At 48.1% G+C, this 22138-nt stretch carries 17 protein-coding genes and 4 pseudogenes; 15 read left to right on the top strand and 6 right to left on the bottom strand.

What is annotated here, in order from left to right:
- The first annotated feature begins 96 nt into the window (after window positions 1–96).
- The gene (locus tag DCX48_17250; protein QXE16107.1) at window positions 97–348 is read left to right on the top strand and encodes a prevent-host-death protein; all 252 of its coding nucleotides are present in this window, start codon (window positions 97–99) and stop codon (window positions 346–348) included.
- Window positions 338–622, top strand: coding sequence for a type II toxin-antitoxin system RelE/ParE family toxin (locus tag DCX48_17245; protein ID QXE16106.1), 285 nt, complete (start codon window positions 338–340; stop codon window positions 620–622). Before DCX48_17250 ends, DCX48_17245 begins: the two co-directional genes overlap by 11 nt.
- A gap of 327 nt (window positions 623–949) precedes the next feature.
- Here DCX48_17245 and DCX48_17240 read toward each other — a convergent pair.
- Together DCX48_17240 and DCX48_17235 are read right to left on the bottom strand one after the other, a co-directional pair.
- Window positions 950–1150, bottom strand: a pseudogene (locus DCX48_17240) (nucleotidyl transferase AbiEii/AbiGii toxin family protein).
- The gene (locus DCX48_17235; GenBank protein QXE16105.1) at window positions 1134–1679 is read right to left on the bottom strand and encodes a hypothetical protein; all 546 of its coding nucleotides are present in this window, start codon (window positions 1677–1679) and stop codon (window positions 1134–1136) included. The pseudogene DCX48_17240 and the gene DCX48_17235 overlap by 17 nt, the downstream one beginning before the upstream one ends.
- 423 nt (window positions 1680–2102) lie before the next feature.
- Between DCX48_17235 and DCX48_17230 the strand changes: the two are divergent.
- From DCX48_17230 to DCX48_17205, 6 genes and pseudogenes are all read left to right on the top strand, one after another.
- Window positions 2103–2482: pseudogene (locus DCX48_17230) on the top strand (hypothetical protein).
- A 775-nt stretch (window positions 2483–3257) separates the two neighbouring features.
- Window positions 3258–3974 carry a hypothetical protein gene (locus DCX48_17225; GenBank protein QXE16104.1) on the top strand — a complete coding sequence of 239 codons (717 nt, stop codon included), beginning with the start codon at window positions 3258–3260 and terminating at the stop codon, window positions 3972–3974.
- An 854-nt stretch (window positions 3975–4828) separates the two neighbouring features.
- Window positions 4829–5290: pseudogene (locus DCX48_17220) on the top strand (hypothetical protein).
- Between the two features lie 65 nt (window positions 5291–5355).
- A protein-coding gene (locus DCX48_17215; protein ID QXE16103.1) for an IS3-like element ISPeat2 family transposase occupies window positions 5356–6503 on the top strand; the annotation gives its coding sequence in 2 pieces (ribosomal slippage) (window positions 5356–5611 and window positions 5611–6503; 1149 coding nt in all).
- 410 nt (window positions 6504–6913) lie between these two features.
- Entirely contained in the window at window positions 6914–7696 is a 783-nt protein-coding gene (locus tag DCX48_17210) for an ABC transporter substrate-binding protein (GenBank protein ID QXE16102.1), read from the top strand.
- A gap of 196 nt (window positions 7697–7892) precedes the next feature.
- A complete protein-coding gene (locus DCX48_17205) occupies window positions 7893–8519 on the top strand; it encodes a LysE family translocator (GenBank protein QXE16101.1) in 627 nt (208 codons plus the stop codon).
- 43 nt (window positions 8520–8562) lie between these two features.
- Here the strand turns inward: DCX48_17205 and DCX48_17200 are convergent, their stop codons facing one another.
- A complete protein-coding gene (locus tag DCX48_17200; GenBank protein QXE17285.1) occupies window positions 8563–9060 on the bottom strand; it encodes a GNAT family N-acetyltransferase in 498 nt (165 codons plus the stop codon).
- A gap of 50 nt (window positions 9061–9110) precedes the next feature.
- Between DCX48_17200 and DCX48_17195 the strand changes: the two are divergent.
- Window positions 9111–9336: pseudogene (locus DCX48_17195) on the top strand (glycoside hydrolase).
- An 83-nt stretch (window positions 9337–9419) separates the two neighbouring features.
- On the opposite strand, the gene DCX48_17190 reads toward DCX48_17195, so the two are convergent.
- The gene (locus DCX48_17190; GenBank protein QXE16100.1) at window positions 9420–9845 is read right to left on the bottom strand and encodes a hypothetical protein; all 426 of its coding nucleotides are present in this window, start codon (window positions 9843–9845) and stop codon (window positions 9420–9422) included.
- A gap of 389 nt (window positions 9846–10234) precedes the next feature.
- On the opposite strand from DCX48_17190, the gene nifJ reads away from it, so the two are divergent.
- The 4 genes from nifJ to DCX48_17170 all read left to right on the top strand — a co-directional run bounded on the left by nifJ (window position 10235) and on the right by DCX48_17170 (window position 16670).
- Window positions 10235–13768 (top strand): pyruvate:ferredoxin (flavodoxin) oxidoreductase, encoded by a 3534-nt coding sequence (gene nifJ / locus DCX48_17185; protein QXE16099.1) that lies wholly within the window; start codon window positions 10235–10237, stop codon window positions 13766–13768.
- Between the two features lie 273 nt (window positions 13769–14041).
- The gene (locus DCX48_17180) at window positions 14042–14578 is read left to right on the top strand and encodes a cytochrome b561 (protein QXE16098.1); all 537 of its coding nucleotides are present in this window, start codon (window positions 14042–14044) and stop codon (window positions 14576–14578) included.
- Between the two features lie 21 nt (window positions 14579–14599).
- Complete coding sequence (locus tag DCX48_17175) at window positions 14600–15397, top strand: deaminated glutathione amidase (protein QXE16097.1); 798 nt, start codon at window positions 14600–14602, stop codon at window positions 15395–15397.
- A 181-nt stretch (window positions 15398–15578) separates the two neighbouring features.
- Entirely contained in the window at window positions 15579–16670 is a 1092-nt protein-coding gene (locus DCX48_17170) for a L,D-transpeptidase (protein QXE16096.1), read from the top strand.
- Window positions 16671–16732: 62 nt separating this feature from the next.
- Here DCX48_17170 and DCX48_17165 read toward each other — a convergent pair whose 3' ends face one another.
- On the bottom strand, window positions 16733–18013 hold the full coding sequence (locus DCX48_17165) for an aminotransferase class I/II-fold pyridoxal phosphate-dependent enzyme (GenBank protein QXE16095.1): 1281 nt from the start codon (window positions 18011–18013) through the stop codon (window positions 16733–16735).
- Window positions 18014–18334: 321 nt separating this feature from the next.
- On the opposite strand from DCX48_17165, the gene DCX48_17160 reads away from it, so the two are divergent.
- Complete coding sequence (locus DCX48_17160; protein ID QXE16094.1) at window positions 18335–19822, top strand: fructuronate reductase; 1488 nt, start codon at window positions 18335–18337, stop codon at window positions 19820–19822.
- Here DCX48_17160 and DCX48_17155 read toward each other — a convergent pair.
- On the bottom strand, window positions 19815–20189 hold the full coding sequence (locus tag DCX48_17155; GenBank protein QXE16093.1) for a hypothetical protein: 375 nt from the start codon (window positions 20187–20189) through the stop codon (window positions 19815–19817). The genes DCX48_17160 and DCX48_17155 overlap by 8 nt on opposite strands.
- A 382-nt stretch (window positions 20190–20571) precedes the next feature.
- On the opposite strand from DCX48_17155, the gene DCX48_17150 reads away from it, so the two are divergent.
- Window positions 20572–22098, top strand: a complete 1527-nt coding sequence (locus DCX48_17150; GenBank protein ID QXE16092.1) for an MFS transporter — start codon at window positions 20572–20574, stop codon at window positions 22096–22098.
- Window positions 22099–22138 lie beyond the last annotated feature (40 nt).

Below are 22138 nucleotides of genomic sequence, written 5' to 3'. Positions count from 1 at the left end.
TTTTTTATTTGGTGTCACGTTTATACCATAGCGTTGCTGATTTTTTGATTAAGTGCTAAATTAAGTATCAAATATCATACTTAAAAGAGGCTGATTATGTCCGTGCAACCTATTCTTGCCAATGCTGCCGTGAGTATTAGCGACTTTAAAAAATCGCCCAATGCAGCGTTGAAAGAAGCTAACGGCGAGCCTGTAGCCGTGTTAACCAATGGCCGTATCTCTGGCTATTATGTTTCCCCGGAAACATGGGAAGCGCTGGCCGACTATCAGGAAGATATCGAACTTGCCAAAATTGCCCGCTCCCGGATGAAGGGGAAACGTGTGAAGGTCGATCTGGATGAGTTATAAGCTGGAGTTTGAAGAGCACGCGCTGAAAGAATTTAAGAAGCTGGGTGCACCCGTGCGGGAGCTGTTCACCAAAAAGCTGAAAGCGGTTTTACAAAATCCCCACGTTCCCGCCAACCGACTTCATGGAATGGCTGACTGCTACAAAATCAAACTTCGTTCCGCTGGCTATCGGCTAGTGTATCAAGTGCTTGAGCATGAGATCGTAGTACTGGTTTTAGCTGTGGGCAAGCGTGAACGCTCAGAGGTTTATCAAGCAGCCAAAGACCGACTATAAGCGCGAATATCTTACATTTACAGCTTTTTGTTATATGGCCTATCTGCCATCAAGGTGATGAGTCACTCGTCACCTGTTCACCAACTCATCACCCATTAATGTATTGATTAGTAAAAATAAAAAACCATAGTGAAGAGAGTGAACAGTTTTGTGCAAAATCTTTTTATTTTGGCTACTGACGCTTACATGACGAACGGCACTTTCCCGCCCTCTCCTTTTAACGCTTGCTGTAACGCACTTAAGAGTGCTTTTAATTCGCTGCTTAAATATTGGCTAAAAGCCTCACTCCCTAACGTTCTATCAAATACTGCTTGTGGCAGGAATCGCCGCATAGCGGTTTGCGCCATGACACAGCCTTAACGATGTCCCTCCCTGAAAAGTAAGCTGCTCCAGCAAGCCCGCATTATCCAAACAATAGAGGATGTCGTAGTGCAAAAGCTCCTTCTCCACCACATTGCGCAAGCCTTCAAGCTCGGCTGATTCCACCGCTTTGCTGACCAATTCGGCAAAGTTAACTTTCTGATTCATGATATAGCTCCGATTCGTCAATCAGGTGGGTATTGCGCCCAACGCGGCGTAAATCCCTCACGGCGGTTTTCTTCGTCGCTTGCCGTAACGGGGAATTGCCAAAATAGGTATCCTGCAAAATCTGCTCTGGGGGCCGCTTGGTATGGGTAAATTCAATCACCCCAAAAGGCGTTTTATGTTCTTCGGAACGTCCGGTAGTCATCACCGTGATCCGGTCAATCGGGATTTGAGAAATCACACCATATTCAGACAATGCGGATTCAAGGCTAAGATAGTTATATTCACCACGGCGTAGCGCTAACACGATGCGCTCAAGCGTATAGGCATCTTTGCTTTTGGCATGGTTGTAAACGTACACGCCGCGAATCGCACGGGTAAGAATGCCATCTTTTACCAAACGATTTAGCCCAGCATTAAACGCTCTGGGCGTATCTTCATGGAAAATCTTGGCTAAATCGCGGGAGGTGAAGACATAACGCCCTTGCTTATCGAAAGCATTTAAACGCTCAATAGCAGTGATCCTGTCCATTCATAAGTCCACATGAAAACCACATAATTGTGTTATTCACGTATACTTAAATAGAAGCCATCCGTCAAGTTGACGCCAATACCACTAAAAAGTGATATTCACGTGTACTTATCAAAGAATCGTCATAGATTGAGGTAACAAAAAGGTGGGGCTAGTAGGGTGAGAACGTTAGCAAAAAAACCTATCACTTTTCTGCATTGGTATACGTTTAGGTATACCAACAAAGTCTAAACTCATACTTAAAACATAAATATCATGATGTTATGTGAATTATTCAGATTCCCCAGCCCAATTTAGACATCGGGTATTACCAGATAAGTCCGATGAAGTACGAAAAACCCGCATGGCGCAAGCCCTGCGGTTTTTTTTGTGTCCGTAGTAGAGAAAATAGGTCAGGAACTGGTCATCATTGTTCACCACTTGATGCAACGCTTTGCCGTTCCCGATGACGCACGCGCTGTTACAGATACAGCAGAATTCCAATGAGGCATTGGAGATAAAACGCAGCGCCGATCCTTTAGTTGATTTCTGCGGTTACCTGCTGTCTGCCAGTGCGACTAATGCCCTCTATATTGGCATCCTGCTAACCCGCGCAAGTACCTCTATCACGCTTACCTTTCGTGTATGATGGAAGCGCGAGGGCATGAGCGCCCTATGAGCATGACGGCTTTTGGTCGGGCAGTGCCGCAAACGTTAAAGGAGTATGAGATTGAATTTTTGAAGCGCAAGACAAATCAGGGAATGTGCAAACTAATCTTACATTAAACGACGACAGTGAGGTGGATTGGTTGCCGAAGTACTAAGCCTAAATTACTTACTCAATAAAACCGAATCAGGCCAGTTTATCAATATTAGACGGTAGATCTAAAAATTTTCATCTTCCTAACCATCTCATGACCGCCTGCAAACTAACTATATGTTTTTTAAGGCTTAATTAAAATAAATAGATAAAGTAATTAATTGTTCTAGAACCCTTTTAAATGAGATATTTTAAGGATATTATATTCATATTACTTAAATAAGATTTCAATGGTTTAATGAAAGATGCTGTGAGCGCAATGCTGAGAACCCAGTGTTTTTATAACATAAATAGTTAGGATTTATTATGATTATTTGCAATTTTCTTGAATTCACTTCCTTAACATTTAATTATATAAATAAAGTAGTTCATCAACCTGATAATTATGGTTCTATCGTTTCAGCTATTATTGTTGCTTTTATATTGTTTTTCATAAAAGAATTTTTCAGAATACCGCCAAAATTATCTGGAGTTTTCTATCTTAAATCAACGACAACAGAATCATCTTACAATCCATACAAAAACATAATTATTTATTATACATTAATAATTTACTCTGATGGAAGCATTATAGAGGGAACCTCTGAAAAAACAGCAGAGACAGCCCCTATCAAGGGAGATTGGTTGTATACTGGAAAATTCAGAAGTAGAGGAAAAGTAACAGGAAGAATAGAAAGACGATATCTAAGACCTCATAAGATACACATACACATTGAAGAAAATGGCAGTTTAAGATCCTTTTCTCACTATATCTATTTAAAAAATAACGATCCATTCAAATGGAAAGTTTGGAAAAAAAGAGAATCAAAATTGTTCAGTGGAAGTTTCTTTTCAAGTTCTGCAGATTCAAAAGGCTCTATAATATGTCAAGATTCAAAATTTACAGAACATCCTTCGCACTCTTCACCATCCCGATATTTACAATAATATTCCTCTTAAAACTGGTTAATTACAAACCACTTATTAAAGATTTGAAAAAATGTCTAACGTATATTCATGCAACGCAAGGAAATGAAAATTCATCAATCACGAACCAATTAATAAAAGCATTAGTGATTTCAGAAGATCACAGAAACAGCCTTCATTTTGGTGTTGACCTGTTGGCTATACTGCGTGTTATAAAATTACGCATATTATATGGGAAATATCAGGGAGCAAGCACTATAGAGCAACAATTTGTTAGAACCATAACTCAACGTTATGAGCGAACGCTACGAAGGAAAATACGGGAACAAGTATTAGCTGTTATGTTAAACCAATTAGTACCTAAAAATATAATATCTATTAGTTATCTAAGCTGTGCTTATTACGGTAGTGGTATGATTGGGACTTTAGGAATAGAGAAAATAAAAAGCGATTCAGTAGATTTTTTTGAATCGAAATGCATTGCATACCTTAAATACCCCAAACCAATCATTGCGGATAGCAATCATTCTAAAAAGCACACTGCAAGATATAAACACATAGAAAACTTGTTATTAAAAAACTTTTTATAACACATTTAATCATACATTTCATGTCGATTGAAAAAACTTTAAACTTACATATAAAAAAACCTCATACAAAAATAAAAGATACAACACTAAATAACACAGCGCTAATTACTTTAATTCACAAAATAACTTATGATATTTAATATGCTATTTTTAATAGAACAACACTTTAATTTTAAAAAAATTATGTCATTTTATTTTAGCAAGGCATACTTACAGGACTTCCTATTATTTTCAATGTTCATTACATATATAGTACCTCTGGAATATCTGCGCTGCTTAAGACTAATATTTTCTTAGAAGAAAGACTTTTAATAACAGCTGGTTAGTTAGTTTAGGTCAACTAACAACATAGTCATCACTATATAAATCATTAATCAGTTAGATTAAAAAATGAATACTACAATCAGTTTTTCCATAATTCTTTTTTATTGCGTAGGTTTTGTCAAAGTCCCTCTTCGAAAGAGTTCAAAATATGAACATCACGAAGCACAGTTATCTGTACTGGTATACGTTTAGGTACACACTACAGATCTGGATTCAGAATTAACATTTTAAAAAATAAAGATAGCCATTTACCTCAACTTCCCCCAGCACGACAGGGCTAAAATGGAGCAACAATAGGTGAGGCTATTTAGTATCAAGTGGTTTATAACGAACCCTTCTGAATAAATTAAATAGCCTTGTATTGTTGCGGTAATACCCTACAACGACAATGGGTTGAATATAATGATTTATTTTATTAAGCAGTAGCGCATAGGCCAATAAGCAATAACAAGTAACCATCTTGGTTCTCTAAGTGGCAAAGTCATGTAACATACCAACAAAACAAGCTGTTGATACAAGGTCATGGATAGATGCAACGTCTCTATAAAAAATCGATAACCTATTTATTATCCAAGGATTTTCTCGTTATTCTCCTCGTTTTATCCATCATGTTACCGATTCTCTGGTACATGCTTTGGGCTTCGAATCTGTCGCGTAGCACAATATTGATAAAGACACTTCCAGACTTCGCCCTCTATCTTACCTTTGGACTCGTTCTGGGGCTGATTTTTTCTGTCCGAGCGCTCTACTCTCAATCGATAAAGAAAAAACTAAAACACATGCTCGAAATGTTCCTAGGTGGCTTTGTTTTGGGATTTCTTTCCATCGTTAATATTTTTGACGTATACGTTTATCTGTTCCCCGATGACGTGATTAATTACACATCCGACTATGAAATTGTTTTTCCCGGGCCATCCAAAGGGAAAAGTAGTCGTTGCGAAGCAGGTTTATGGATTAAAGATGTGCATACCGGTCAATTTAAACAGCTGTGTGATCCTCCCCAACAATAGTGGACACGCAACTAAGTGAGTAAACTCTCAAGTAAGAGGTGACTCACATGACAAAATCAGTATCAACCAAGAAGCCCCGTAAACAGCATACGCCAGAGTTTCGCGATGAAGCCCTAAAATTGGCTGGACGCATCGGTGTTGCTGCCGCAGCCCGTGAACTCAGCCTGTACGAGTCACAGCTTTATGCCTGGCGCAGTAAACAGCAGCAACAAATGACTTCTTCAGAGCGTGAGAGCGAGCTTGCCGTTGAAAATGCCCGCCTTAAGCGACAACTGGCTGAGCGGGATGAGGAGTTGGCCATTCTCCAAAAGGCCGCGACATACTTCGCGAAGCGCCTGAAATGAAGTATGTCTTTATCGAAAAACATCGGGCTGAATTCACTGTCAGGACCATGTGTCGTATGCTTCGGGTTGCCCGCAGCGGCTGGTATGCCTGGCGAGTGCGCCGCCATCAGATAAGCCCGCGTCAGCAGTTCCGTCTCACTTGCGATGGCGCGGTCCGTAAGGCATTCGGTGACGCAAAACAGCGCTATGGTGCGCCACGTCTTGCTGATGAGCTTCCGGCCTACAACATCAAAACCATTGCCGCCAGCCTGCGTCGTCAGGGACTACGAGCGAAAGCGGCTCGGAAGTTCAGCCCGGTCAGCTACCGTGAACATGGGTTGCCAGTATCAGAGAACCTATTGAAGCAGGATTTTTACGCCAGCGGCCCGAATCAAAAATGGGCCGGCGATTTCACGTATTTACGCACGGATGAAGGGTGGCTTTATCTTGCCGTTGTTCTCGACCTGTGGTCGCGTGCAGTTATAGGCTGGTCGATGTCATCGCGAATGACGGCGGCGCTGGCATGTAATGCACTGCAAATGGCACTGTGGAGGCGAAAGCGTCCACAAAACGTTATTGTACATACCGATCGCGGTGGTCAGTATTGTTCAGCGGATTATCAAGCGATGCTGAATGAGCATAATCTGCGTGGCAGTATGAGTGCGAAGGGATGTTGTTACGACAATGCCTGCGCGGAAAGCTTCTTTCACTCGCTAAAAGTAGAATGTATCCACGGCGAACGCTTTGTCAGCAGGGAAATAATGCGAACAGCGGTGTTTAATTATATCGAGTGTGATTACAATCGCTGGCGTCGTCACAGTGCCTGTGGCGGACTCAGCCCGGAACAATTTGAAAACCAGAACCTCGCTTAGGGCCGTGTCCACATTAGGTGGGTAGGATCAGTGTACCAATAGAGAGACGTTGTTTAAAAAAAGAAGACAAGGCATGGATGAGTTATGGATCACCGCACGAGTTAATAAACTCGGCACTTATATTGTCGATTATCGGTTTACCTACAAGTAAGACTCCCCGCAAAAAAAATTAAATTATCGATTGGAATCGATTTATTATTTACACGTCTGGACATCATCGATTTCTCAATATTACATTCCGAAAAGAAATAATAACAATTGATTATAATTTCAAGTGTAAATTAACGTCAGTTTTTCGAATATGCCTGAATGATATTGCGGCACCCAATCCGCTCAAGTCCGATCACTGATGATATGAAGATCGGAATATTCATCTTCATTTCATACGACTAAAAAGAGGTGTTACTATTATGTCCAGAAAATTATCTTTCCTGAAAATCGTTGCCATTTTTGCTATTTCGCCCTTTGCATGTGCAAAATCGGACATACTGCGTATTGGCGTCGATTTGACCTATCCTCCTTTTCAGAGCATGAGTACAAATGGTAATCCATCGGGTTTTGATATTGAGGTGACCGATGCCATCTGCCAATCAATAAATGCAAAATGCGACTATATCGTCAACACATTCGATTCCCAGATTCCCGCCCTTCTCTCGAAAAAAATAGACGTTATTGCACCGCTTGGGGTGACGCGTAAGAGAAGGGAATCGATAGATTTCAGTAACTACGTTTTCCACGCCCCCACTAAACTTGTCGCAAGGAAAGAGGCAAATATTCTTCCCAATGTAGATGTGCTGCGCGGGAAAAATATCGCGGTACAGCAAGGCACTATTCAGGAAGCTTACGCCAACAAATATTGGCTGCCCGCAGGAGTCATAGTTAAAAGCTATCCTGACCAAGAAGCCATTTATGAGGATTTATATTCAGGCAGAGTTGAAGGCGCGCTGTGCCCGTCCGTTGCTCTGACATTTGGATTTTTACACAGTCCGCAGGGCAAGGATTTTGAACTAAAAGGCCCGGAAGTCACCGATGCTAATTTATTCAGTATTGGTTCCGCATACGGCATACGCAAAGATGATATAAAAACAAAACAGCTAATCAATCAGGGGCTGAAAAATATCGTCCAAAAAGGCATATATGCCAATATACAGAAACGCTATTTTGGCGATATCGATTTAAGCGTGAAGGAATAACATCAGGCGTGGTTACAGCCATGATCCGCCCCACACCAGCGTCAGCAACAGAATGTTGATAAAGAGGGAGCGCGCCATCAGCCCCTTTTCTGTTACTATCACGCGTTGGAAAATATCGATATGTATGTGAATACATATTGCTCGACATCACCGTTTTTAATGACGCTTTCACCGTGAACGACACGCAGGAGAAATCATGAGCCTTCACCTCTGGCTGGCTTATACAGGAATCATCATCGCCCTGATTGCCATTCCGGGCCCCTCTGCCTTAATCAGCATGTCGCACGGTTTACGCTACGGCGCTTCACGCGCAACAGCAACCGTACTCGGCGGAGTCAGCGCGGCAATGATATTGATGTCCTGTTCAGCATTGGGGTTAGGTGCCATCCTCGCCGCGTCAACCACTGCATTTATCGCATTAAAAATTATTGGTGCGGTTTATCTCATCTGGTTAGGTATCGCGTCATGGCGTTCCAAAGATATGACCACAGCGGAGCAGGACGTGCGGGAAACAGGGGCTCCGGGATGGTTTCCGCTATACCGCAAAGGCTTTCTGGTCGGGATCAGCAATCCAAAAGATCTGCTGTTTTTCGCTGCACTGTTCCCAAACTTTATCGATACCAGCGCGCCGCACGCCTTACAGCTCATCATTCTGGCGGTAACCTGGGCTTTCTTCGATTTCAGCATCATGTTTATCTATGCCTGCACCGGCCGCCGTTTATCGGGCCTGTTTTCCAACCCACGCCGCATTAAGATGTTTAACCGCTCAACGGGTGGCATATTTATTCTGGCAGGCACTACGCTGGCGGCGTCAACGCGTTAAACCATCAGCTCCTGCTGCCTTAAAGCCAGCAGGAGCAAAGTCGTTACGATGCCGTAACGAAATCAGCAATGCCCTTCTCGTCCATCCGATAGCGAACCCACTCATCCTGCGGATTCGCACCAATACTTTTATAGAAATCGATCGCAGGTTGGTTCCAGTCCAACACGCTCCATTCCAAACGACCGCACTGCCTTTCCTGCGCAAGACGCGCAATCTGTTTCAGCAGCGCCTTTCCTGCTCCCGCATTACGATACGCCTGCGCAATATAGAGATCTTCCAGATAAATGCCGTGTTTCCCCAGCCAGGTTGAATAGCTCATGAAGAAAATCGCATAGCCGACAGGTTTGCCGTCAATCTCACAAATCAGCGTTTCGGCCGTCGCACCCTCGCCAAATAGCGAGTTCTCAATATCCTCAAGCGAGGCTAACACTTCGTGGCGCGCCTTCTCGTATACGGCCAATTCAATAATTAACTCCAGAATCACGCTCGCATCTGATTTCTGCGCGGGGCGGATGACTATATCTATACAGGTTCGGTCCATACGGGCTCGATTCATAAAGTCTCTCTTCTATGATGCTAACTTTCCAGTACCTACTCGGACCGCAGAGCATCACACTGCGTGTCACCGTGCGGCAGAACGCCATTTGCCAGTTCGCCTGGCTGGGCGATAACGGGGAATATTGTACACTTGACGAACATTTCGCCGCAGAAATGGGTAGGCGCTAAAGTGGGGTTGTATGAGCTGACGACTGCATCAGGAAACAGCGGAAGTCACGCTCGGGTAAAGGACGTTAAGGTCACCGCTATCGAACAATAGTCCGGTCCGATAGCGGCTATAGGAAAATCACGAGTCTGGCTGTCTACTCTTCGGTACTGTTCTGGTATCGAATTGCTCGGGTATTAAACGCCGAGAACATCAGCAGCCTGCTCGCTTTCCGCTTTGGAAAAATTTGCGTAGGTCAGCGCATCAAGTAGCGCGGCGCGATCGATCGTCGGATAAATCTCTGGGCTCTGCAAAAGTTGGCCAATTTCCTGTACCGTCAACTTAGGGTAGATGGCGTGTGATGCGACGGCAATGTCGCGAGCGGGATAACACAGTTGGCGTAAAATCACCGCAATCTGTTGGTGTGTTATCGCATCCTGATACACGGTATAAAGCACATCAGCAATTAATGTCGACGTCAAAACTGAAATACGGGACACATCACCTGCTCGCCCACCCAATGCCTGAAGGATGTGTTCGACGGCCTGTTCTGGCGTTTTTCCCTGCGCCTGTTGTGAAGCCAGTACGGAAACCAATTTATTTTTTATTTCATCATTTGCCATCGTTCGGTTCCTTCATACATTCATTGCAGATGTTATTTTAGTATAAGCACGCTACCTGTCATGACAGTAATGAGCAAACAAAATCATGCTCCAGTACTCTTGAAGAGGTACAAAAAGACATCAATCTGCTCTGCGGTGTATAATAACGCCAATCTTTCGGAAACGCGGCTCTTCCTAATCACGAAAGCAACGCGCAGAAAGGCAGCTTGAAGTATGACGGAGATAAAACACATATTGATACAACTCTGCATACATCGTTCCACCCTCTTTTTTCCTGAAATGCGATAATCCTCCGATAAAAATCGTATTTTCGTTTATGCCCAGTCATTTTCATCGCCCCAAAAGACCATGTAAAATGAAAGGCTTAGTGAGCAAGAAGGCTATAAGTCATGATCACCACCGACGGTAATAACGCAGTCGCCTCTGTGGCGTGGCGAAGCAGTGAAGTCATCGCCATCTACCCCATCACTCCCAGCTCCAGCATGGCTGAACACGCGGCCGCCTGGTCGAGCGACGGCGGGCTGAATATATGGGGAGACACGCCACGCGTTGTTGAAATGCAATCGGAAGGCGGCGCGATCGCTACCGTCCACGGCGCATTACAGACGGGCACTCTAGCCACCACATTTACCTCATCGCAGGGTCTACTGCTGATGATCCCCACGCTATATAAGCTGGCCGGTGAGCTGACGCCGTTCGTCCTGCATGTCGCGGCGCGTACGGTTGCGACGCATGCGTTGTCCATCTTCTGCGATCACTCGGACGTCATGGCCGTACGCCAGACGGGTTGCGCTATGCTGTGTGCCAGCAATGTGCAGGAAGCGCAGGACTTTGCGCTGATTTCGCAAATCGCTAGCCTGAACAGCCGTCTGCCGTTTATCCATTTCTTCGACGGTTTCCGTACCTCGCACGAAATTAACAAGATTGAGCCGCTGAGTGATGAGGTGCTCCTCCAGCTTCTGCCACAGCACGCCATTGATGCACACCGTGAGCGAGCACTCACACCGGAACGTCCGGTGATTCGAGGTACTGCATCTAACCCAGATACCTTCTTCCAGGCTCGTGAAGCCACTAACCGGTGGTATGACGCAGGTTATGGGCACGTTGAGCAGGCGATGAATGATTTCGCCGCCGCCACAGGACGCCAATATCAGCCGTTTGAATACTATGGCCACCCAGAAGCGACCAAAATCGTCATCCTGATGGGATCCGGCGTCGGCACCTGCGAAGAAGTCGTCGATACGCTGTTGATGCGCGGCGAGAAAGTCGGCGTGGTGAAAATCCGCCTATATCGCCCGTTCTCTGCCAAACATTTTTTGGCCGTCATTCCGCAAACGGCGAAGAGCATTGCGGTGCTGGATCGCACTAAAGAGCCAGGTGCATTGGCAGAGCCGCTATATCTTGATGTGATGACCTCGCTGGCCGAGGCGTTCTCCGCTGGTGAGCGTTCACTTATGCCACGCGTGATTGGTGGACGTTACGGGCTGTCTTCCAAAGAATTTACCCCTCAGTGCATACAGGCGATCTTTAATGAGTTAGCACTTGCTAACCCACGACCCCGCTTTACCGTTGGGATTTATGACGATGTCACTAACCTGTCCCTGCCACTGCCAGAACAGCGTTTTCCAAGTAGTGCATCACTCGAAGCCCTGTTCTACGGCCTAGGCAGTGACGGCACCGTTTCTGCAACCAAGAACGCAATCAAAATCGTCGGTGAAACCACCCCGATGTTTGTACAAGGCTACTTTGTCTATGACTCGAAAAAGGCCGGTAGCCTCACCGTTTCCCATATGCGCGTTGGCCCGCACCCGATCAACTCAGCCTATCTGATCGATCAGGCCGATTTCGTCGCCTGTCATCAGTGGCAGTTTATCGACAAGTACAACATGGTCGAACGACTGAAGCCCGGCGGCGTTTTCCTGATCAACTCGCCGTATAGCAGCGACGATCTGTGGCACCGTTTGCCGCAGGAAGTGCAGGCAGGGCTGAATCAGCGCAATGCTCGCGTGTACTGTATCAACGCCGCCAAAATTGCCCGTGAGTGCCATCTGGGTGCGCGTATTAACACCGTCATGCAGATGGCGTTCTTCCACCTGTCACAGATTTTACCAGCGGATGTTGCGGTAGAAAAACTGCGTACCGCCATCGCCAAGAGTTATGGCAGTAAAGGCCAGGAACTGGTTGAACGTAACTGGCAGGCGCTGAGCGCCACGCTGGAAGCGCTGGCAGAAGTCCCGCTAGAAGCCGTTAACCCAGACAGCCCGCAGTGGCCACCAGTGGTTTCCGACGCCGCACCCGATTTCGTCAAGACCGTCACGGCCGCGATGCTGGCTGGGCTGGGTGATACGCTGCCCGTTTCAGCCCTGCCGCCCGATGGCACCTGGCCAACCGGCACCACCAAGTGGGAAAAACGTAATATCGCGGAAGAGATTCCGCTATGGCAGCCGCAGCTCTGCACGCAGTGTAACCACTGTGTCGCCGCCTGCCCGCACTCTGCCATCCGCGCCAAAGTTGTCCAGCCAGATGCGATGGAGAATGCACCTGCGTCACTGCAATCACTGGATGTGAAAGCACGCGACATGCGCGGCCAAAAATACGTGTTGCAGGTCGCTCCGGAAGACTGCACCGGCTGTAATTTGTGTGTGGAAGTCTGTCCTGCTAAAGACCGTCAGAACCCAGAAATCAAAGCTATCAATATGGAATCCCGTCTGGATAATCTGACGGCGGAAAAAGAGAACTTCGATTTCTTCCTGCAACTGCCGGAAATCGACAAATCTACGCTGGAACGTATCGATATCCGGACTTCTCAGCTGATTTCACCGCTGTTCGAGTATTCAGGTGCCTGCTCCGGCTGTGGCGAAACGCCGTACATCAAGCTGTTGACGCAGCTCTATGGCGACCGTCTGCTGGTGGCGAACGCAACGGGCTGTTCGTCTATTTATGGCGGTAATCTGCCGACCACGCCGTGGACCACCGATGCCAACGGTCGCGGCCCAGCCTGGGCTAACTCTCTGTTCGAGGACAATGCCGAATTCGGTCTGGGCTTCCGTCTGAGCGTCGATCAACACCGTCAGCGCGCCGTACGTTTGCTCAATAAACTGGCACCGCAACTGCCGCAAGATCTGGTTAGTGCGTTGCAGGAAGACGCCATCGCGCCCGATCTGCGCCGCCAGCAGATTGAGCAACTGCGTGGATTGCTGGCAGCCGTCAATGATACTGACGCCAAAGTGCTGGCGAGCGAAGCCGACCACTTTGTTGATAAATCCATCTGGCTCATCGGTGGTGATGGCTGGGCGTATGACATCGGCTACGGCGGGTTAGATCACGTCATGAGCCTAAGTGAAAACGTCAACGTACTGGTGCTGGATACGCAGTGTTATTCCAACACCGGCGGCCAGCAATCCAAGGCCACGCCGCTGGGCGCAGTGACCAAATTTGGTGAGAAGGGTAAACGCAAAGCGCGTAAAGATCTGGGCATCAACGTCATGATGTATGGTCACGTGTATGTTGCGCAGATCTCGCTGGGTGCACAGCTGAACCAGACCGTGAAAGCGATTCAGGAAGCAGAAGCCTGGCCGGGTCCGTCACTGATTATCGCCTACAGCCCGTGTGAAGAGCACGGCTACGATCTGGCATTCAGCCACGATCAGATGCGTCAGTTGACGGCTACCGGTTTCTGGCCACTCTATCGCTTCGACCCACGTCGCACCGAGGAAGGTAAACCTGCGCTGGTGACGGATTCTCGTCCGCCATCAAGCAGCCTGAGTGAAACGCTGCTGAAAGAGCAACGCTTCCGCCGCCTGAATAACATGATGCCGGAAGAAACCGCACGGCTCTATGAAGAGGCAGAACTGGATCTGCGTCGCCGCTTTGACTTCCTGACCATGATGGCAGGCAAGGCAGAGAAAAACCCGCAGGAATAACCTTTCCCCTCCAAACCGGCTTCGGCCGGTTTTTTTATATCTACGTTTTCCGAGATCTCCCCTTTGTACTGGCTCATCAATGCAATTTGATCTGCTTTCTCTTACGATAAACGGAGAACCGAATAGGGATTAATACTGAGAAATCCAACGCTGATAACCCAGTTTGTCAGGCAGGGTAAAGAAGGGCTGACAAGAAGCACGTTACCTTATACTTTATGGGATTATTCGTTCGTTACGGTGTTAAATCGAGCTCAACGTTGCAGAGGATGAAACATGAAAGGAAAGTTCGCACCATCGCAGATTGCACTGCACTGGCTGGTTTTTATTTTGCTCGTTGTTACCTATGCCACGATAGAACTACGCGGATTTGCTGAACGAGGTTCACTGCTGCGCACCGTGATGATCGTGACGCACTTTAGCTGTGGTGTAGCCATACTTGTTCTTATGCTGGCTCGTCTGTTCTTACGCCATCGGCATACCTCACCCGCTATTACGCCGCCGTTGTCCCGTTTGCAGAGTGCGCTGGGCTCACTCACTCACGCCGTTATTTACCTGCTGTTTATCACGCTGCCGATACTGGGCGTTGCCTCACGCTATTACAATGGCCGCGACTGGATGCTTTTTGGTATCAGTATGCCAACATCCGCTACACCGAATTTCGAGCTTGCTGAAACACTGATTGGCTGGCACGAAACGCTGGCACCGCTAGGGTACTGGCTCATTGCACTGCATACCGCAGCCGCCCTGTTCCACCACTATGTCATGAAAGACAACACGCTGCTGCGCATGATGCCAGCCAAACGTGATTAATCAGGCAAAGAAGGAGCAAGAATGAAAGTCGCGCTGGGACAATTCGCTGTTGACCGCAAGTGGCAACAAAACGCCACGACAATCGCTGAATTTATGTCGGCAGCACAGCAAAACGGTGCCGATCTGCTGGTGCTGCCTGAAGGCGTGCTGGCTCGCGATATCACCAATCCCAACATGGTGCTCACCGCCGCCCAGCCGCTTGATGGCCCGTTTGTGTCACATCTGCTGGAAGCCAGCAAGGGCAGCAACCTGACGACCATGCTGTGTGTGCATATCCCGAACGGAGAGGGGAAAGTCTGGAATACGCTGCTGGCGCTGCGCAACGGCGAGATCATCGCCCAATACCGAAAGCTGCATTTGTATGATGCGTTCTCCGTACAAGAATCAGAAAACGTACTAGCAGGTGAAGCGATTCCACCGCTGTTGACCATCGCTGGGTTGAACGTTGGGCTGATGACCTGCTATGACATTCGCTTCCCTGAGCTTGCACGCCGTCTGGTTCTGGACGGCGCAGACGTACTTGTCCTCCCTTCCGCCTGGATTAAAGGGCCGCTGAAAGAAGCGCATTGGGAGCTGCTGGTGCGCGCAAGAGCACTGGAAAACACCACTTATCTCGTCGCCGTTGGCGAATGCGGCGTCAAGAATATCGGCAACAGCATGGTTGTCGATCCTCTGGGCGTTGTCGTGGTTCAGGCACCGGAAACACCTGCTCTTATCTATGCCGACATTGAACCAGAACGGCTGGCGTACGCTCGTCAGGCTCTTCCGGTACTGGCTAATCGCCGCTTTCAAAAACCCACACTGGAAGGGGAAAACTAAGTCAGCTATATACTCGATAAACCCGCTCTCTCATTGGTGCGTCAAAAAGTGTGATTAGTTACACATGTTGTTTCCCTCAAAGGCCATTCTGCACATATAATGCGCATCCGGTCGTTATCGACCTTAGCAGCCCGGCCTCCCTATTCGGAGGCGCATTTATCACTCAAATAAAGAAATGAAAATGAGTATTCGCGCGATCTTTACTTTAGTTCTTGCAGCCGCCACATTCAGCCAGGCCGCTTTTGCCGTAGTTTATCCTCTGCCTGCGGCTAACAGCCGATTGGTAGGCGAAAATCTAGAAATCACCGTACCGGAAGATAGCACGCAGCCGTTGGAACATTTTGCTGCACAGTTCCAAATGGGCCTGAGTAACATCATGGAAGCCAACCCAGAAGCGGACGTTTATCTGCCCGTTCCCGGCAGCAAAATGATGATTCCTCATCAGTTAATTCTGCCAGACGCACCGCGTGAAGGCATTGTCATCAACAGCGCCGAAATGCGTCTGTACTACTACCCGAAAGGTTCCAAGACCGTAGTTGTACTGCCAATCGGGATTGGTGAATTAGGTAAAGATACGCCGATTAACTGGACAACCTCCGTTCAGCGTAAGAAAGCGGGCCCAACCTGGACACCAACCGCCAAGATGCACGCAGAATATGCAGCACGCGGTGAGACGCTGCAAAAAGTTTTCCCAGCAGGCCCGGATAACCCTATGGGGCTGTATGCGCTCTACATCGGTAATCTGTACGCGATCCACGGGACCAACGCCAATTTCGGTATTGGCCTGCGCGTAAGCCACGGCTGTGTTCGTCTACGTGCCGATGATATTAAATATCTGTTCAACAGCGTTCCGGTCGGTACACGCGTTCAGTTCATCAATGAGCCAGTGAAAGCCACCGTTGAGCCAGATGGTTCACGCTATGTTGAAGTTCACAATCCGCTGTCCCGCACGGTAGAAGAATTCCATTCTGATTCTCCGGCACCGATCAGCATGACGCCAAAAGTGAGCAAGGTTCTGGCTGATGCCAGTGTGAACACCAGCGAAGTCGATCAGGCAGTCCAGAGACGTTCTGGTATGCCGACCAAAATCAATGGTCTGATCGAACAAGCCACACCGGCAATTCCGGTTGAATCTGCTGCGGTACCCGCTACACCAGAAATTCAACAAGAAGCACCAGAAGCACAGCCGCAAGACAGCCTCAATGCGGTACAAAACGCTGCACCCGTTGAGCCACAGACGACTACGACAGAGGCCAACGCCAACCGTTCGTGATCGCTATGACACGTTGGAAACCGATTCGGGTTTCCAACGTGTTTCTCAAACGCCCCTACCGTTTAATTTTTCTGCGAGGCTTCCAGCGCCTGCGCCACATCAGCGATGATGTCGTCAATATGCTCAATGCCGACCGAGATTCTAACCAGATCCTCACTCACTCCCGGTTTCGCCAGTTCTTCCGCATTCAACTGCCTATGCGTGGTACTTGCCGGATGGCACGCAAGCGATTTAGCATCGCCAATATTAACCAGCCGTAAGATCATCTTCAGCGCATCAATAAAATGGCCACCTGATGTCTTTCCACCTTTAATACCAAAGCTGATAATCCCAGACGCCTTACCCGAGGTAATTTTGTCGCAGTTTGCCTTGTAGGGGCTATCAGGCAATGCGCCATAGTTCACCCAGGTCACCAGCGGATGCTGATTCAGATAACTAGCCAACACTTCCGCATTGCTGCAATGGCGTTCGATACGCAGGCTGAGGGTTTCCAGTCCCTGCAACAACAAGAACGTGCTGTGAGGAGAAAGCGCCGCGCCAGTATTGCGCAGCGGCACCACGCGGCAGCGTCCAATATAGGCCGCAGGACCGAAAGCATCGGTATACACCACACCGTGGTAAGAAGGATCAGGCTCGTTCAATAACGGGAAACGCGCTTTATTCGCGACCCAGTCAAACTTGCCAGAATCGATAATCGCACCGCCGATCGTGGTGCCATGACCACCAATATATTTGGTCAGCGAGTGGACGACGATATCTGCCCCGTGCTCAAAAGGTCTGCACAGCACGGGCGTCGCCACGGTGTTATCGACAATAACCGGTACACCGTGGCGGTGTGCAATCTCCGCGATTTTAGCAATGTCCACGATATTTCCCGCCGGATTCCCGATAGATTCACAAAAAACGGCGCGGGTGCGCTCATCAATCAACGATTCCAGCGTCGTAAAATCATCGAAAGAGGCCATCCGCACGTCAACCCCCTGACGCGGCAACGTGTGAGCAAACAGGTTATAAGTGCCGCCATACAGCTGGCTGGTACTGACGATATTGTCCCCAACCTGTGTGAGAGCCTGAAGCGAATAGGCAATTGCCGCCATGCCGGATGAAAGCACCAGCGCACCGATTCCACCCTCAATGGCTGCCAGCCGCTGTTCCAGCACCGCGTTCGTCGGGTTCATGATTCTGCTATAGATATTGCCCGCCACCTTCAGATCAAACAGATCGGCACCGTGCTGCGTGTCGTCAAAAGTGTAAGAGGTCGTTTGATAAATCGGCACTGCGGCGGACTTCGTTGTCGCTTCAGATTCATAACCATGATGTAGCGCGAGGGACTCAAGTTTCATCTTACGGGCCTTTTTTGTTGATCGTTGGAGTGAGGAAATATCGAAACAAAATAGCAGACTGCGATCGGGAAAGGCACGTGATGATGTAGAAGAAATGGAGATAAGTTAGTAAAAACAAGACTAAATTTCAGCGTTACATTATTACGCTGGAACCCCCTCACAAAACCACACGCTGCCGCTGAACCTAATCTGAAAAAGCGCTAAAATTTGCACAGAGAAAAAAACGTGCGCATCGTAACCTATCTGCGCGTCGCGTATTGCACCGCCTGTAAATCACAGCTACTTTTAACGTCATGGATCACCCACCCGAAAGCGCAATAAATGACTGATAAAATGAAAAATATCGCCACCAGCGAATTGCCTGCCAGCGTTCAATTCCCTCACTACGATCGCCAGGCACTGAAGCCACGCATCGTCCATATCGGTTTTGGCGCTTTTCATCGCGCTCATCAGGCGCTGCTCACCGATCGCGTGCTGAATATGGTAGGAGGAGACTGGGGAGTTTGTGAAGTCGTGCTATTTAGCGACGACACCATGATCAATGCGCTTCGTCAGCAGGATCATCTGTTTACCGTGCTGGAAAAAGCCGCTACGGCCAATCAGCCCATTGTCGTCGGTGCCGTGTGCGAATCGTTACATGCTAAAATAGAAGGCATTGACGCCATTATTGAGAAACTCGCCGCACCAGAAACGGCCATCGTTTCCCTGACGATTACCGAAAAAGGCTATTGCATGGACGGTTCGAGCGGCAAGTTGGATCGTAACAATAAACTGATTCAACAGGATCTCATCGATCCCCGCCATCCCGCCTCCGTACCGGGGTTACTGGCGGAAGCGCTACGCCTACGTCATGAACGAGGGATAGCCCCGTTCACCGTACTTTCCTGCGATAACGTGCCGGAAAATGGTAAAACGGCCAAAGCGGCCGTGCTGGAGTCCGCAGGGATCAACGATCAGAGCCTGATCGAGTGGATCAAGGATAATGTTTCCTTCCCAAATACGATGGTCGACCGCATTGTCCCGGCAGCGACGCCTGAAGCGTTACAGGAAATTGCCGATCACCTTGGCGTCGCCGATCCCTGTGCGATAGCCTGTGAGCCCTTTATTCAATGGGTGATCGAAGATCATTTCACGGCCGGACGCCCAGAGTGGGAAAAAGCAGGCGTTCAGCTGGTGCACGATGTTCTACCATTTGAAGAAATGAAACTGCGCATGTTGAACGGCAGTCACTCGTTTTTAGCCTATTTGGGCTATCTCGCCGGTTATGATCACGTCAGCGATTGTATGAATGACGAGAATTATCGCCGAGCCGTGTCTCATCTGATGTTACTGGAGCAGGCACCGACGCTTAGCGTGGTGGATATCGACCTGAAAGACTACGCCGTTCAGTTGCTTACCCGTTTCTCTAACCCCGCGCTTAAGCATCGAACCTGGCAAATCGCAATGGACGGTTCACAGAAGCTGCCTCAGCGCATGCTGGAATCCCTACGCTGGCATGTGCGTAATGGAGGGGACTATCGTGTTCTGGCATTGGGGATCGCTGGCTGGATGCGTTATGTCAGCGGAAAAGATGATGCAGGTAACCCTATCGAAATCCGCGATCCGCTAGCAGAGAAGCTCGGACGCATCGTTGCAGAGACGTCAGATAGCGCCGAGCGGGTCAGTGCATTTCTCAATATTCGTTCTATTTTTGGCGAGGATCTGCCTACAAACCACGATGTGTTCAACGCTATCGCACAGTCTTATCTGAAGCTGCGCGATCACGGCGCAAAGAACACCGTGGCTGCATTGGTACAAAGCTTTAAATAACGATAATCCCAAGCAATGCAAGATATACCGCACTTTGGGCACCCAGTGCCAGAGTGCGGATTTTACCTTTTGTTTCATCCAGCCACGGCAACGATGACCAACTCATTCCCCCACCGATAACAGCGATGACCAACAGCGCTGCGGCAACCAGCCAGACAAACTTATCCAGCAGCGAATTGGGAAACAGAATTTGCAATGCGGAAACCACAAGAAACAACGTGATGCAACGTAATACCCCAACCAGAATACCCGCGCGATCTCTCAACCCACGCGGCGCGGAAGAAGGCAACCAAGCCTGAAAAGCAAACAACCCAACCACAGCAATAAAAATCACATAAATAATGGCATAGACCAGCAAATGACTCACGTTACGGCTCCTGATGAGGGAATACGATAAAGTAAACTGGGCGGGATGATGACGACATTTCCTCTCTGAGGTCAATGCGTTATTTCACACCATGCTATCGATTTGTGGGATAGCGCCCAATATCGTCTCGCCGCCAATCTGCGCGCGTACGGCTTGTTGTAGGAAACCTACAAAATTTGTAAATTAATCACATAAAACTAAAATCAGAAAATTATAAAAATCAAATTAAAATATCTTATTTCATGATCCACCTGACAGATCGTTATTAAAAGCACTCAAAAGCGTGATCGTCAGTTTACTTTCTTTTCAATAGAGCAAATTATAAAGAAATGATAGTTCAATCGAACTGAAATATTGTTTCATATTTGTAATTAGGCTGATCATGAATAAACCAATCTCTTTTAAAAATACGTTCTGCTACGGCAGCGCAAACCTGCTCGGCAGTGGCGCGCTTGCTATCAGCGGCGCATGGCTGATGTACTTTTACACCACATTTTGTGGTTTAACATTGGTTCAGGCTGCTGCTATTTTCTCCGTCGCCAGCATCATTGATGCTATCAGTAACCCTATCATGGGGTACATCAGCGATAATTTTTACAACACCCGCATTGGTCGCCGATTTGGTCGCCGCCGCTTCTTTATTCTGCTGGGGGCCCCACTGGTTCTGGTCTACCCTATGCTATGGGTTGAAGGCTTTGGCTTCTGGTATTATCTGGCGACATACGTGCTATTCGAGCTGATTTATACCTCGATCATGGTGCCGTATGAGACGCTGGCTACCGAAATGACCTCCGACTTTAAACTGCGCTCTAAGCTGACAGGTTCTAAAGCCATTTTCGGTAAAATCGCCAACTTCCTGGCAGCGTTCATTCCAGGGCAGTTTATTGCCGTCTACGGTAAAGACTCTGCAACGCCATTCTTCTACACCGGTCTGGTCTACGGTGCCATTATGTCTGCGGCGATGATCGCACTGTATATGACATCCTGGGAGCGTCCGGTAAACGAAATTGTACGCGAAAGCACATCCAGCCTGTGGCAAGCCATGAAGAAGCTGAGCGTAGATATGGCCTCCACCTTCCGCCTGCGTATTTTCCGCAAGCATCTGGGGATGTACCTATTTGGCTTCGGCGCGGAGTGGCTTTTCGCTTCTGCATTTACCTACTTCATCGTCTTTGGCCTGAAGCAGAACACCGCGCTAGTGTCACACCTCAACAGTTTTAGTTCAGTTATGCAGCTCATTTCTACCGCAGCCTTCATCGGTATTTGCGTCAAAATGGGCTTTGCACGGCCGTTCCGTCTGGCACTGATGGTGGTGATTGTTAGCGTAATAGCCTATGCCGCACTCTATTTTGCGAACTGGTCAGAAGACATGACTATCTTCGTCCTGTTTGCCATTACCGCGGTATTCGGCCTGAGCACTGGCGGTATCTACTACATTCCCTGGACGGTTTATACCTTCCTCGCCGATGTGGATGAAGTTCTGACCGGACGTCGCCGTGAGGGTATTTACGCAGGTGCAATGACGTTTGCCGGCAAAATGGTGCGTTCTGTCATTGTCTTCGCGATGGGTTGGACGCTGAGCCAATTCGGCTTTATCTCTGGGCAGTCAGTACAGCCAGAATCTGCCGTACAGGCGATTGTTGGCGTGTTCTCACTGGGCGTTATCGCTCTTGCACTGGTTGCGATTTACTATACGACGCAGATGAAGCTGGATCGTAAGAACCACGCCATCCTGCTGGAAGAAATTGCACGTATCAAAGCGGGTGGTGCCATTGCTGATATCCCGGCTCATGCCCGTGTCGTCGCTGAAGAGCTGACAGGCTGGGAATATGAGAAGTGCTGGGGCAACAACCCGTTAGGTGTTCAGTCAGAAGAGACGAAGCCGCAGGTTGCTACTGCGCAGCATTAATCGAAGATGATTATTAGCTAAAAACTAGCATCACTTAAAA

This window comes from Pectobacterium atrosepticum, from assembly GCA_019056595.1.
Taxonomy (GTDB): Bacteria; Pseudomonadota; Gammaproteobacteria; order Enterobacterales; family Enterobacteriaceae; genus Pectobacterium; species Pectobacterium atrosepticum.
The sequence above is the reverse complement of the archived record's forward strand: the minus strand, read 5'-3'. Positions and strand labels throughout refer to the sequence as shown.